Origin of the sequence: Streptococcus oralis SK610 (assembly GCF_000257455.1) — a bacterium.
GTDB classification, from domain to species: domain Bacteria; phylum Bacillota; class Bacilli; order Lactobacillales; family Streptococcaceae; genus Streptococcus; species Streptococcus oralis_CB.
This window is the reverse complement of the sequence record NZ_AJKQ01000020.1, coordinates 16,696-30,634: the sequence shown is the minus strand read 5'-3', so window position 1 is coordinate 30,634 and position 13,939 is coordinate 16,696. Positions and strand designations below refer to the sequence as shown.

The 13,939-nt window shown below is 38.7% G+C and carries 14 protein-coding genes; 12 read left to right on the top strand and 2 right to left on the bottom strand.

The window, feature by feature from the left end:
• The 6 genes from HMPREF1115_RS08155 to rpsI all read left to right on the top strand — a co-directional run bounded on the left by HMPREF1115_RS08155 (position 1) and on the right by rpsI (position 6,728).
• Positions 1-681, top strand: a complete 681-nt coding sequence (locus HMPREF1115_RS08155) for a hypothetical protein (RefSeq protein ID WP_000622616.1) — start codon at positions 1-3, stop codon at positions 679-681.
• Positions 682-913: 232 nt separating this feature from the next.
• Complete coding sequence (gene pheT, locus HMPREF1115_RS08150) at positions 914-3,319, top strand: phenylalanine--tRNA ligase subunit beta (protein WP_002882462.1); 2,406 nt, start codon at positions 914-916, stop codon at positions 3,317-3,319.
• 251 nt (positions 3,320-3,570) lie between these two features.
• Positions 3,571-4,464 (top strand): ABC transporter ATP-binding protein, encoded by an 894-nt coding sequence (locus tag HMPREF1115_RS08145; protein ID WP_000895286.1) that lies wholly within the window; start codon positions 3,571-3,573, stop codon positions 4,462-4,464.
• A complete protein-coding gene (locus tag HMPREF1115_RS08140; RefSeq protein WP_001245395.1) occupies positions 4,461-5,660 on the top strand; it encodes an ABC transporter permease in 1,200 nt (399 codons plus the stop codon). The genes HMPREF1115_RS08145 and HMPREF1115_RS08140 overlap by 4 nt, the downstream gene beginning before the upstream one ends.
• 210 nt (positions 5,661-5,870) lie before the next feature.
• On the top strand, positions 5,871-6,317 hold the full coding sequence (rplM, locus tag HMPREF1115_RS08135) for a 50S ribosomal protein L13 (RefSeq protein ID WP_001044624.1): 447 nt from the start codon (positions 5,871-5,873) through the stop codon (positions 6,315-6,317).
• Between the two features lie 18 nt (positions 6,318-6,335).
• A complete protein-coding gene (gene rpsI / locus HMPREF1115_RS08130; RefSeq protein WP_000075969.1) occupies positions 6,336-6,728 on the top strand; it encodes a 30S ribosomal protein S9 in 393 nt (130 codons plus the stop codon).
• A 209-nt stretch (positions 6,729-6,937) separates the two neighbouring features.
• On the opposite strand, the gene HMPREF1115_RS08125 is transcribed toward rpsI, so the two are convergent.
• Complete coding sequence (locus HMPREF1115_RS08125; protein ID WP_001049295.1) at positions 6,938-7,816, bottom strand: LysR family transcriptional regulator; 879 nt, start codon at positions 7,814-7,816, stop codon at positions 6,938-6,940.
• 127 nt (positions 7,817-7,943) lie between these two features.
• Complete coding sequence (locus HMPREF1115_RS08120) at positions 7,944-8,294, bottom strand: helix-turn-helix domain-containing protein (protein WP_025171005.1); 351 nt, start codon at positions 8,292-8,294, stop codon at positions 7,944-7,946.
• Between the two features lie 358 nt (positions 8,295-8,652).
• Here HMPREF1115_RS08120 and HMPREF1115_RS08115 point away from each other — a divergent pair, with 358 nt between their 5' ends.
• The 6 genes from HMPREF1115_RS08115 to HMPREF1115_RS08090 all read left to right on the top strand — a co-directional run bounded on the left by HMPREF1115_RS08115 (position 8,653) and on the right by HMPREF1115_RS08090 (position 13,876).
• On the top strand, positions 8,653-10,278 hold the full coding sequence (locus tag HMPREF1115_RS08115) for a malolactic enzyme (protein WP_000560192.1): 1,626 nt from the start codon (positions 8,653-8,655) through the stop codon (positions 10,276-10,278).
• A gap of 77 nt (positions 10,279-10,355) precedes the next feature.
• Positions 10,356-11,303, top strand: coding sequence for an AEC family transporter (locus HMPREF1115_RS08110; RefSeq protein WP_000051822.1), 948 nt, complete (start codon positions 10,356-10,358; stop codon positions 11,301-11,303).
• A 552-nt stretch (positions 11,304-11,855) separates the two neighbouring features.
• A complete protein-coding gene (locus HMPREF1115_RS08105) occupies positions 11,856-12,266 on the top strand; it encodes a DUF1433 domain-containing protein (protein ID WP_000747449.1) in 411 nt (136 codons plus the stop codon).
• A 136-nt stretch (positions 12,267-12,402) separates the two neighbouring features.
• A complete protein-coding gene (locus tag HMPREF1115_RS08100) occupies positions 12,403-12,792 on the top strand; it encodes a hypothetical protein (protein WP_000747448.1) in 390 nt (129 codons plus the stop codon).
• Between the two features lie 136 nt (positions 12,793-12,928).
• Positions 12,929-13,318, top strand: coding sequence for a hypothetical protein (locus tag HMPREF1115_RS08095; RefSeq protein ID WP_000664643.1), 390 nt, complete (start codon positions 12,929-12,931; stop codon positions 13,316-13,318).
• Positions 13,319-13,453: 135 nt separating this feature from the next.
• On the top strand, positions 13,454-13,876 hold the full coding sequence (locus tag HMPREF1115_RS08090; RefSeq protein ID WP_000747471.1) for a hypothetical protein: 423 nt from the start codon (positions 13,454-13,456) through the stop codon (positions 13,874-13,876).
• The last annotated feature ends 63 nt before the right edge of the window (positions 13,877-13,939 follow it).

Sequence of the window (13,939 nt, the reverse complement as noted above, 5' to 3'; positions counted from 1 at the left end):
ATGATTTCGGAACAAAACTATAATAAACTTTTAGAGGAGTTTGGTGATATTTCTTCATTCGCTATTTATAAAGAATCTAAAAATAATGATATAGCAACTTCTGATGATATTTCCTTTGAGGAAGCTATAAGAAATAATCAAAAGGCTTTTATAAATCCTTCAAATATTATTCTTATGGTAAATCCCTCAGCTAAAAGAGAACATTCACCTGATAGTAATTTTTCTTCGTTTCATCATTCTAATATAAATGATCGTCATTTAAGATTTCTAACTATGAAATCAGAAACATTTTGGAGAAATCTGTATGGTTCATATGTAACTGATCTTTTTCCTAATGTTGTTGAATCTGATATGGATAATGTAATTCTCTCCATAAAAGATGACAATGAAAAGAATCTCCGAAAACAATCATATAAAAAATTAATTAAACAATTAGAAATATTGTCTCAAGATTCAAAAGAAGAAAAGTTAAATATTTATGTTTGTGGTGCTTTGGCAAAGAGTAAGCGAAAAGATTTTATTTTTTTTATAGAAGAGTTATTAGAAGAAGTTTTGGAAAACTCAGATTTTAAAATAGAACTAAATTTTTATGCTGTTTATCATCCTGGTTATCAAAATTTAAAAAAATTAATTGATGGTGGTTGTGAAAAAATAATTATCAATTCTATGAGCATTAAATGAAATATTTCTTGGCATAGGAGTTACATTTTATATATAAAAATGCAACTTTATAGAAAGGGTATGTTCATAGAGTTGTGGCTAAAAACTTTTATTATTTAGAGATGGTAAGGGATAAGAGCTTTTACTAAACCAAACAAAAGTTGGAAAACACAAAATGAAAGGATCTAAACGAGGGTCAAAGGAAATATAGGAATGTCATCTAGATTTCAGCATAGCCCTTGGTATCTTATATATGTTAGTTAGTTATAAATGGTTAAAAGAATTGGTGGACATTGATGTGCCATCACAAGAGTTGGCTGAAAAAATGTCAACCACAGGGATTGAGGTCGAAGGTGTGGAATCACCGGCTGCCGGTCTCTCAAAAATTGTCGTCGGTGAGGTCTTGTCTTGCGAAGATGTACCAGAAACTCACCTCCATGTTTGTCAGGTTAACGTTGGCGAAGAAGAAGCCCGTCAGATCGTTTGTGGTGCCCCAAATGTGCGTGCTGGTATCAAGGTCATGGTGGCACTTCCGGGAGCTCGTATTGCTGATAATTACAAGATTAAAAAAGGGAAAATCCGTGGTTTAGAGTCACTTGGAATGATCTGTTCCCTTGGTGAATTAGGTATTTCTGACTCAGTTGTGCCAAAGGAATTCGCAGATGGTATCCAAATCTTGCCTCAAGATGCTGTTCCTGGGGATGAAGTTTTCTCTTACCTAGACTTGGATGACGAAATCATCGAACTTTCTATCACGCCAAACCGTGCAGACGCTCTATCTATGCGTGGAGTAGCGCACGAAGTGGCAGCCATCTATGACAAGGCAGTTAGCTTTAAAGAATTCAGTTTAACAGAAACAAATGAAGCTGCAGCAGATGCCCTTTCTGTAGGCATTGACACAGATAAGGCGCCTTACTATGCAGCTCGTATCTTGGACAATGTTACTATCGCACCAAGTCCACAATGGTTGCAAAATCTTCTTATGAATGAAGGTATACGTCCTATCAACAACGTAGTGGATGTGACCAACTATATCTTACTCTACTTTGGCCAACCAATGCATGCCTTTGACTTGGATACCTTTGAAGGAAATGACATCCGTGTACGTGAAGCGCGTGCTGGTGAAAAGTTGGTGACCTTGGATGGTGAAGAACGTGAGTTGGAAACAAGTGACCTAGTCATCACTGTCGCAGACAAACCAGTAGCTCTTGCAGGTGTTATGGGTGGTCAAGCAACAGAAATCTCTGAAAATTCTAGTCGTGTTGTCCTTGAAGCTGCTGTTTTCAATGGCAAATCTATCCGTAAGACCAGCGGTCGCCTGAATCTTCGTTCAGAATCATCTTCCCGCTTTGAAAAGGGAATCAACGTGGCAACTGTTAACGAAGCCCTTGATGCGGCGGCTAGCATGATTGCTAATCTTGCAGGTGCGACAGTGCGTAAGGGTATTGTTTCAGCGGGTGAATTGGATACTTCTGATGTAGAGGTTTCTTCAACTCTTGCAGACGTGAACCGTGTCCTCGGAACTGAGCTTTCCTATGCTGATGTAGAAGATGTCTTCCGTCGTCTTGGATTTGGTCTTTCTGGCAATGCAGATAGTTTTACAGTCAGCGTCCCACGTCGTCGTTGGGATATCACTATCGAGGCAGACCTCTTTGAAGAAATCGCTCGTATCTATGGTTACGACCGCTTGCCAACTAGCCTTCCAAAAGACGACGGCACAGCTGGTGAATTGACAGCTACACAGAAACTCCGTCGTCAAGTTCGTACGATCGCTGAAGGGGCAGGATTGACAGAAATTATCACCTACGCTCTGACTACTCCTGAGAAAGCAGTAGAGTTCACAGCTCAACCAAGTAAGCTGACTGAACTCATGTGGCCAATGACTGTGGACCGTTCTGTCCTTCGTCAAAATATGATTTCTGGTATCCTTGATACGGTAGCCTATAACGTGGCTCGTAAGAACAAAAACTTGGCTCTTTACGAGATTGGAAAAGTCTTTGAACAAACAGGCAATCCAAAAGAAGAACTTCCAAACGAAATCAACAGTTTTGCCTTTGCCTTAACCGGCTTGGTTGCAGAAAAAGATTTCCAAACGGCAGCAGTTCCAGTTGATTTCTTCTATGCTAAGGGAATCCTTGAAGCCCTCTTTGCTCGTTTGGGACTTGCAGTGACTTATACAGCAACAGCTGAGATTGCTAGCCTTCACCCAGGACGTACAGCCGTGATTTCGCTCGGTGACCAAGTTCTTGGTTTCCTTGGCCAAGTGCATCCAGTCACTGCTAAGGCTTATGATATTCCAGAAACGTATGTAGCGGAGCTCGACCTTTCAGCCATCGAAGCTGTGCTCCAACCTGCTGCTCCATTTGTGGAAATCACGAAATTCCCAGCAGTCAGCCGTGATATTGCCCTTCTTCTCAAGGCAGAAATTAGCCATCAAGAAGTTGTTGATGCCATCCAAGCTGCAGGCGTGAAACGTTTGACAGATATCAAACTCTTTGACGTCTTCTCAGGCGAAAAACTAGGACTTGGTATGAAGTCAATGGGCTATAGCTTGACCTTCCAAAATCCAGAAGACAGTTTGACAGACGAAGAAGTCGCACGCTACATGGAAAAAATCCAAGCATCACTCGAAGAAAAAGTGAGTGCAGAAGTACGTTAACTCATCAATCCATCCTTCGGGGTGGATTTTTAAATTCTTAAAATGCCCGTTCAGGAATAAAAAGCGACAGTTGAGAAAAACATCTTCCCAGACAGTCTTTCATGAGTTATACTAAAGCTAACACTGAAGCACTTAAAATCCTTAGAAACGGTATTTTTAACTATAAAATATCATGTTAAAAATGGACATAAATCGTTGTAAAGGCTGTCAAAAAGGAGTATAATAAGTGCAACATATCTCGGAGGTGGAAAATGTTAGAAGTAAGAAGTCTAGAGAAAAGTTTCGGTCCCAAGCAAGTCTTGTTTGGTGTCGATTTTCAGGCAAGTCCAGGAAGGATTCTGGGCTTGGTCGGGAAGAATGGTGCTGGGAAAACAACGATTTTCCACAGTATGTTGAAATTTTTAGAGTATCAAGGAGAGATCAGTCTGGATGGGCAGGATATTCGTCAGGAAACCTATGCTCGGATTGGTTATCTGCCTGAGGAACGCAGCCTCATGCCCAAGCTGACAGTCCTTGAACAAGTTCGCTACTTGGCGACTCTAAAGGGCATGGATGCCAAGGAGGTCAAGGAGAAACTCCCTCAATGGATGGAAAAACTCGAAGTGAAGGGCAAATTGACCGACAAAATCAAGAGTCTCTCAAAAGGGAATCAGCAGAAAATCCAACTGATTATTACTCTAATCCATGAGCCTGACTTGATTATCCTGGATGAGCCTTTTAGTGGTCTGGATCCAGTCAATACTGAGCTGCTCAAGCAGGTCATCTTAAAAGAAAAAGAGCGTGGTGCGACTATTATCTTCTCAGACCATGTCATGACCAATGTCGAGGAGCTTTGCGATGATATTCTCATGATTCGAGATGGGCGTGTAGTCTTGCATGGACCGGTCCAGGAAGTCCGCAATCAATACGGTAAAACACGTCTCTTTGTTTCAAGTGAACGAAGCAAGGAAGAACTGGAAAATCTTCCTCATGTCAAACAGGTGAGCTTGACCAAGCAAGGCAGTTGGAAATTGATCCTAGATGATGAGAGCGCTGGAAGAGAACTCTTCCCAATCCTCACCCAAGGTCAATACATCGCGACCTTTGACCAGCAAGCTCCAACAATCGATGAAATCTTTAAACTAGAATCAGGGGTGGAAGTATGAGAAATATGTGGGTTGTAATGAAGGAAACCTATCTTCGACATGTTAAGTCGTGGAGTTTCTTCTTTATGGTGATTTCGCCGTTCCTCTTTTTAGCCTTATCTGTAGGAATCGGCTTTCTCCAAGGGTCTTCTATGGCCAAGAATAGTAAGATAGCAGTAGTAACAACTGTATCATCTGTGGAAGAAGGGCTCAAGGGTACCAATGGTATCAACTTTGATTATAAGGATGAAGCCAGTGCCCAGGCTGCTATCAAGGATGAGAAAATCAAGGGTTACCTAACCATTGACCAAGAGGACAGCGTCCTCAAGGCCGTCTATCACGGTGAAACTTCTCTTGAAACAGGCATCAAACTAGCAGTAACCAATAAGCTAAATGAACTGCAATACCAACTCAATCGTTCGGCAGCCAATTTGTCTCAAGAACAGGAAAAACGTCTGAGTCAAACCGTTGATTTTACTGAGAAGATTGATGAATCTAAGGAAAACAAAAAAATTGTTCAAACCATTGCGGCCGCAGGGCTTGGCTTCTTCCTTTATATGATTTTGATTACCTATGCTAGTGTCACTGCTCAGGAAGTGGCTAGCGAGAAAGGAACCAAAATCATGGAGGTGGTATTCTCTAGTATCCGAGCTAGTCATTATTTTTACGCTCGCATGCTGGCTCTGCTTCTTGTGATTTTGACTCATATTGGCATTTACGTCGTGGGTGGGCTGGCTGCCATTCTGCTCTTTAAAGACATCCCTATCTTGGCACAATCTGGAATTTTAAATCATCTAGGAGAGGCCTTCTCGCTCAATACCTTATTGTTTGTCTTGGTTAGCCTCTTTATGTACGTTGTTTTAGCAGCCTTCCTAGGATCTATGGTTTCTCGCCCTGAGGATTCAGGAAAGGCCTTGTCGCCATTGATGATCTTGATTATAGCAGGATTTGTCGGTGTGACCTCTCTAGGTGCTGCTGGGGATAATTTAGTTCTGAAAATTGGTTCCTATATTCCTTTCATCTCGACCTTCTTTATGCCATTTAGAGCTATAAATGGGTATGCGAGTGATTTAGAAGCCTGGATTTCACTTGCCATAACGGTTGTTTTTGCGGTCACTGCAACAGCCTTTATCGGACGCATGTATGCTAGTCTAGTCCTTCAAACAGATGATTTGGGAATCTGGAAAACCTTTAAACGTGCCTTAGCTTATAAATAGGAGAGCCTCGCAAAAGCGAGGTTTTTCTAGATGTTAAACACTGAAATCGGCAAAAATATTTTTCATATCTATTGACTTTTAGTAGTAAAATTTGGTATGATAGTAGACGGTATTGTTTACCCCATTTGTAAGGCCCCGGAACCTTTCAAATACCCCGCGGACCGGAACATCCGCCCTGTAAACAAAAACGATATTCATATAGGAGAAATCATGAACAAAACTACATTCATGGCTAAACCAGGCCAAGTAGAACGCAAATGGTATGTTGTTGACGCAACTGATGTACCTCTTGGACGCCTTTCAGCAGTTGTTGCTAGCGTACTTCGCGGAAAAAACAAACCAACATTCACACCACACACTGATACAGGTGACTTCGTAATCGTTATCAATGCTGAAAAAGTTAAATTGACTGGTAAAAAAGCAACTGATAAGATCTATTACACTCACTCAAACCACCCAGGTGGATTGAAACAAATCTCTGCTGGTGAACTACGTTCTAAAAATGCAGTACGTTTGATCGAAAAATCAGTTAAAGGTATGCTTCCACACAATACTCTTGGCCGCGCTCAAGGTATGAAATTGAAAGTATTCGTTGGAGCTGAGCACACTCACGCTGCACAACAACCAGAAGTTCTTGATATTTCAGGACTTATCTAAGGAAAGGAACAATAAAGTATGTCACAAGCACAATATGCAGGTACTGGACGTCGTAAAAACGCTGTTGCACGCGTTCGCCTTGTTCCAGGAACTGGTAAAATCACTGTTAACAAAAAAGATGTTGAAGAGTACATCCCACACGCTGACCTTCGTCTTGTTATCAACCAACCATTCGCAGTTACTTCAACTGTAGGTTCATACGACGTTTTCGTTAACGTTGTAGGTGGTGGATACGCTGGTCAAGCAGGAGCTATCCGTCACGGTATCGCTCGTGCCCTTCTTCAAGTAGACCCAGACTTCCGCGATTCATTGAAACGCGCAGGACTTCTTACACGTGACTCACGTAAAGTTGAACGTAAGAAACCAGGTCTTAAGAAAGCTCGTAAAGCATCACAATTTAGTAAACGTTAATTCGAGAGAATTACTATACTTACAGAGAGCACCTTCCGAGGTGTTCTTTTTTATCGACACTTTGTAGATTTATAATTGGGGATCTCGTTGAATGGTATCAGGTAAATGAAAAGATTCGTTGATAATACCCTATTTCTTCGTACTTTAGTCTAATACCTATAATGTAAAAAAACTCTAGCTATCAAGTAGTTGATAGTTAGAGTTTTTTTCTATTCATATGATTTAATGAGATTAAATAAGTCCTCTACTTCTGATGACAGTGTAGCTGATTTGAGATAAGCGTAATAAACTGTAAATGTTATATGGTCCTCCGGTATTAGAGGGATTTTTATTAAATCATCATCTTCATCAGAAAGTGCGATATCAGCCAGTAAACTAACGCCAATCCCTTTCTTTAAAAGTTCTTTAAGAATGACAATGTCATCAGTCTTAAAGAATATTTCTGCCTTGTTTTGATGCTTTTGATTAAGTAGTTCAAAAGCTTTTAGATGAACAAAGTGTTCGTCTAAGAGTATAAAGGATTGATCTACTAATTCTTCAAAAGTTAGGGAAGGAGCAGTGGCAAGAGGATGGTTCTTAGATAAAACGACATACAGTTCTTTATGAAATAGCTCGTGTATCTCTATTGAAGGATGATTGAGTGGTTCAATCAAACCGAGTAGGCTTGCATCAAGGTCTCCCTTGATGAGAAGGTTTAATAACTCTACGGAGCCACCGCGGATAGGGCGCACCTTTTTTAAAAAATCAAATTCAGTTTCTTTATATAAGACAGAGAAAAGATACTGAATGATAATAGGAGGGAATCCTACAGTAGAGTAATGCGCCAAAGAGCGATTAATTTCTTTGCGAGTAGAAATAACCTCGGGTAAAATCAGTTCAGTATGCTTCAGAAGGATTTGTCCTTGAGGAGTTAGTTTGAAGGAACGATGCGAGGGATCGTGGTGAATCAATTTGCAGTTAAAGGATTCCTCTAAGCGCTTGATAGCATAAGAAATAGATGGTTGGCTGACTTTATGTTGTTTTGCTACTTCTGTATAGGATTGAAGCTGGCAGAGGTCATAAAAATACTGTAGATCTTTTAAATTCATATAGGCTCACTTTCATTAGTTGGAGAAGGAAAATAAGTGGATATCACCAGATAAATACTTTTTATCCGTATCCTACAATTTGACTATACGAGTATTCACCAGTTAAAATGTAAGTGAGTCAGGGATATCAAAGATTATCTAAGATACTTTCAAAAATGACCAACATCTTTTCTCGTTTATTAATGGGGAGCTGTTTAATCTTCATGTTGATTCTTTTGAGTGAAAGATTGCCAGTCTTATCAGAGGTTGATTCAAGGCTATCAAAATTGAAAAATTCCTCTGGGGTCATCTCTAGGGCGTCAATCACTTTTTCAAGACTGTGAATGGTCAGATTCACATTTTGGTTTTCAAGTTGATTGATATACTTAAGCCCAAGTCCTGCTTGCTCCGAAAGTTCTTCCTGGCTCATTTTTTTCTGTGTTCGAAAATATTTCACTTTTTGGGAAATATATTGTTGTAAATAGTTTTTATTCGTCATATAAATAGAATACAAGTTTTGCATGACAAAAAAACATCTTAAAAAATACAAAGTATTATATAACAAACTTATATGATATTTATTTTAATTCGGATTGCCAATTTGTATGATTAGTTTCTTTTACTTGAATATTTTAGTAAAGAGTTATCATCGAGAGTTTTATGAGTTCAGAACCTTATAAAATATAACAACTTAAAGTGTCATTAATAATAGTGTTTTAAGTATAAAAGAGCTTATTAGAAATTGTTCTCGTAGACTCATTATAACATATGCGTACACGATTGTATGTTATAAGCAACAAAGTTCAACAAACAATTCGCATTAAGTGGTATAATAGAAGTAAAAAGGAGGTTGCACTATGATTGCACATGATATTTTAAACAATCCTTTCCTCAATAAAGGTACTGCCTTTACATTAGAGGAGCGGAAGGAACTAGGCCTTATTGGTTTACTGCCACCGTATGTTCAAACGATTGAAGAACAAGCGGCGCAAACTTATGCACAAATGCAAACAAAAGCCAATGATTTGGAAAAGCGTCTTTTCCTAATGGAAATTTTTAACACGAACCGGACTCTTTTCTATTACCTCTTTTCTCAACATTTAGAGGAATTCAATCCAATTGTATACGATCCAACCATTGCAGATACTATTGAAGGTTATAGTGACCTCTTTGTAGATCCACAATATGCGGGATATCTTGATATCAATCATCCTGAAAATATTGAAGCCACTTTGAAAAATGCTGCTGGGAATCGCGAGATTCGTCTCATTGTTGTAACAGATGCAGAAGGAATCCTTGGAATCGGTGACTGGGGAACAAATGGGGTAGATATTTCAGTTGGGAAATTGATGGTCTACACGGGTGCTGCTGGAATCGATCCTTCTATGGTTCTTCCTTTAGTCATTGATGCAGGGACTAACCGTGAAGAACTTCGTAACAATCCTAATTACTTAGGGAATCGTCACGAACGGGTTCGCGGAGATCGTTACTACGACTTCATTGACCAATTTGTTCAAACAGCAGAACGTCTCTTTCCTAAACTCTACCTTCACTGGGAAGACTTCGGCCGCTCGAATGCTGCCAATATTCTTGAAAAATATCGGAAACAAATTCCAACTTTTAATGATGATATTCAAGGTACAGGAATCGTTACCCTAGGTGGTATCTTTGGTTCACTGGATATTAGTGGTGAAAAATTAACAGATCAAATTTATCTCTGCTATGGTGGTGGTACTGCGGGTGCAGGAATTGCCTCTCGTGTTCTTCGTGAAATGGTAAGTGAAGGTCTTTCTGAAGAAGAAGCCTATAAACGTTTCTTTATGGTTGATAAACAAGGTCTTCTCTTTGATGACATGGATGACCTAACTCCTGAACAAAAACCGTTTGCTAAGAAACGTGCTGACTTTAGTAACGCAGACAAGTTGACTGACCTGCTTGAAGTAGTGAAGACTGTGAAGCCAACCATTCTTGTAGGAACTTCGACTCAGCCTAATACCTTCACTAAAGAAATAGTAGAGGCTATGTGTGAAAACACAGAGCGTCCGATGATTTTCCCTTTGTCAAATCCAACCAAACTAGCAGAAGCTAGTGCCAAAGATTTGATTGAATGGTCAGATGGCAAAGCTTTTGTCGCAACAGGAATTCCTGCTGATACAGTTTCTTATAAAGGTGTCGACTATGTGATTGGTCAAGCCAATAATGCCTTGATTTACCCAGGTCTTGGTCTAGGTATGCTGGCTTCTGAAGCAAGTCTTTTGACTGATGAAATGATTGGAGCAGCGGCTCATTCATTGAGTGGTATTGTCAATCCAGGTCAACCAGGAGCTCCTGTCTTGCCACCATTCAAGTATGTAGCAGATGTTTCTATTAAAGTAGCAGAAGCAGTCGCTAAAAAAGCGCAAGAGCAAGGTCTTGCGCGTGCTAAGGAAACAGATATGGCCAAAGCCGTTCGTGATTTGAAGTGGTATCCAGAGTATAAATAATTCATTGCTGCTGTCTATCCTTCTATAGCGACAGATTTGTATGGGCTGTGGACTTAAGTAATTTAGAAAGGATACCTATGTCACTCTTTTTAACCTCGATTACAAGTATCATTCCGATTATCGCTATTATTGTTTTGGGGTATATTCTTCAGGTGAGGGGATGGTTTGGAGATGACTTTGGTCCCAATCTGTCTCGTTTGATCATGAATGTAGCCTTGCCAGCGTCAATTTTTGTGTCGGTGATGAAATACCTAACACTAGATAAACTAATCAGTCTTTCTGGAGGCCTCCTTTATACTTTTGTGGCATTTATCTTGGGCTATATCGTAGCTTATATTACAGTTATACTTTTCAAGGTCCGTCCAGGACGGCGAGGGACCATGATTAATACCTTTGTGAATGCCAATACTATTTTTATCGGTTTACCCTTAAACGTTGCTCTTTTTGGTGATCAGGCTCTTCCTTATTTCTTAATTTACTATATCACCAATACGATTTCCACCTGGACATTGGGCGTGTATTTGATGACGAGCGACAGTAAATCGGGTCAAAGCAAGGAGACAACTAAATTTGACTGGAAGAAATTGCTACCAGCTCCGCTTGTAGGTTTTCTTGTGGCTCTACTAGTTTTGATTCTCCGAATTCCTATTCCAGATTTCGCAACGAACACCTTAACCTATGTTGGAAATATCGTCACTCCCTTATCTCTGATTTATATTGGTATCGTTCTTGCTAAGGCAGGCTTGAATACCATTGCTTTTGATAAAGATACAATTGTCACTTTAGTTGGACGCTTTATCCTAGCTCCTCTAATCATGCTTCTTGTATTGAAGTTCTTTGCACCAAATATGGCGACAGTAGAATTTAAGACCTTTATGATTCAGTCCGCTACACCAGCTTTAGCTGTTCTTCCGATCCTTGCTAATCAGGGAAAAGGAGATGTGGAATTCTCTACGAATGTGGTGACTCTAAGTACGGTTCTATTTATCGTTGTTATTCCAATATTACAAACTTTATTAGGATAAGAAGGAAGAGGATAGGATTGAAAGTTATGCGTTAAGAAATTTCCCTATTTAAAAAATATTGATTTAAATTTTATGAAATTAATCAGTAGATATCGTTCTGAAAAACCTTGATATTACGCTGTTTTTAGTCCAACTGAAACTCGTACTTTCCAAATCAGGCTTGAAAAAAGCTCGTAAAGCATCACAATTTAGTAAACGTTCTTCGAAAGAATTACGATACTTACAAAGAGCACCTTTCGGGGTGTTCTTTTTTGTACTTTCTTACTAAATTGGTTCAATTGACACAGTTGTTGCGACTTTAGTCGCTTACAAATGTGGCTGCAATCTGACAAAGTCAGTTGTTTCTTTGTATTCAACTCAGATCCTTCTGGTCAGATTATTAACAAGCCTTCAAGAAGAGTGATTGGTGAAATAGGCTGTTTGAGGCTTTTATGCTATACTAGTTTTAATGACAATCTTCTATTTCTAATGCAACAATAGATCCGTAATTTGTTTTTAATTAAGGAGTTTTGGATTGTAAGAGGGAGATGATATATATGAAGGAGCATCATTATGAAAAAACGTACCTTGCTTTGTCTAGTTTTGTCCCTTGTAGTCTTTGGAGGCGGAGCATGGATGGCGAAAGAAGCAAATTTATTTCTGAGCCCACGAGCTAAGCAGTTAGCTTATCTGAAGGAGCATGAAGAAGAGATTAAGGAGTTTGTAAAATCTTTAAATCCTAAAGTCGAAAGTGTTCAGTTTGATTGGGATAGTATGAAGGTTGGTCAGGTAGGGAATGGAACTCCTCAAGGTGGTGGTTATATGATAACATTGAACGGTAGAATCAATAACAATAAGGATACTCAATTTACATTAGGGTTTCCGCTAAAACATAATTTAAATGAAACCCCTGAGAAACTTGTTATTATTCAAATGCAGCCAATAAGAATTTTGAAAGGAAATTTATGGGATCTTTATGAGTAATAGCAACTTAAAAAAATTTGATAATTTTTACTCAAATTTAACATCATTCATTCCCCACTGACTTTGAATACTTGCCAAAAGTTTTTTTACATTCATGATATAATAAACTAAGATTCCACTATATTGGAGGAAAGAAATGAAAAAACGTACCTTACTTTGTCTAGTTTTAGCTCTTGTAGTATTTGGAGGCGGAGCATGGCTAGCACAAGAAACAAATTTATTTCTAAGCCCACGAGCTAAGCAGTTGGATTATTTAAAGGAACATGAGGAAGAAATTGTAAAATTTGTAAAGTCTAAAAATTCAAAGATTGAATCTGTTCAGATTGCTTGGGATGAAACCAAATGGGAAAAAGTTGGGAATGGGACTCCTCAAGGAGGAGGAGAAATTGTAAATGTATATGGTGGTTTTAATCATATTGAGTCCTCTTCCTGGAATGTAACTTTTGATATTGAGAATGGTAAAATTATTCCTAATTCAATGGCTTTAGCCAATTATTTAAGAGTGGGGGGAAGGATTTTTGACTAACAGTAATCTAAAAACCTTTGATAATTTTTACTCAAATTTAACATCATTCATTCCCCACTGACTTTGAATACTTGCCAAAAGTTTTTTTACATTCATGATATAATAAACTTAGATTCCACTATATAGGAGGAAAGAGATGAAAGAGCGTACCTTACTTTGGCTAGTTTTAGCTCTTGTAGTCTTTGGAGGCGGCGCATGGCTAGCACAAGAAACAAATTTATTTCTAAGCCCACGAGCCAAGCAGTTGGCTTATTTAAAGGATCATGAAGAGGAGATTAAGGAGTTTGTAAAATCTTTAAATCCTAAAGTAGAATCTGTTCAGATTGCTTGGGATGAAACAATGTGGGAAAAAGTTGGAAATGGAACTCCACAAGGAGGAGGTAATGTTGTAATAGTTGGAGGAGGTTTTAATAATATAGAGGGCTCAACTTGGCAAGTAATTTTTGAAATTGAAGATGGACGAGTTGCTTTTGATACTATGATGCAAGGCGGTCCATTGCGAGTAGGAGGAAGGATTTTTGATTAATAGTAACTTAAAACCTTTGATAAATTTTACTCAAATCTATCATCACTCATTCCCTACTGACTTACAATACTTGCCAAAAGTTTTTTTACATTCATGATATAATAAACTTAGATTCCACTATATTGGAGGAAAGAAATGAAAAAACGTACTTTACTTTGGCTAGTTTTAGCACTTGTAGTATTCGGAGGAGGCGCATGGATGGCGCAGAAAACAAATCTATTTGGAGGAGTATTTCTTAGTCCGCGAGCAAAGCAGTTGGCATATCTGAAGGAGCATGAAGAGGATATGGCTGATTTTGTGAAAGCTTTAAGTCCTAAAGTTGAAAGTGTTCAGTTTGATTGGGATAGTATGAAGGTTGGTCAGGTAGGAAATGGAACTCCTCAAGGCGGAGGCTATATGTTGACACTTAGAGGAAAGGTAAATAATAATGATAAAACAGAATTTACGGTTGGTTTTTCCTTAGATAATGATAGGAATAGTACACCAAGGGAATTTGGGATTTATGAAATGCAACCTATAAGAATTTATAGGGACGGGGTTTGGTATTATTATGACTAACAGTAATTTAAAAAACTTTGATAATTTTTACTCAAATTTAACACCATTCATTCCCAATTGACT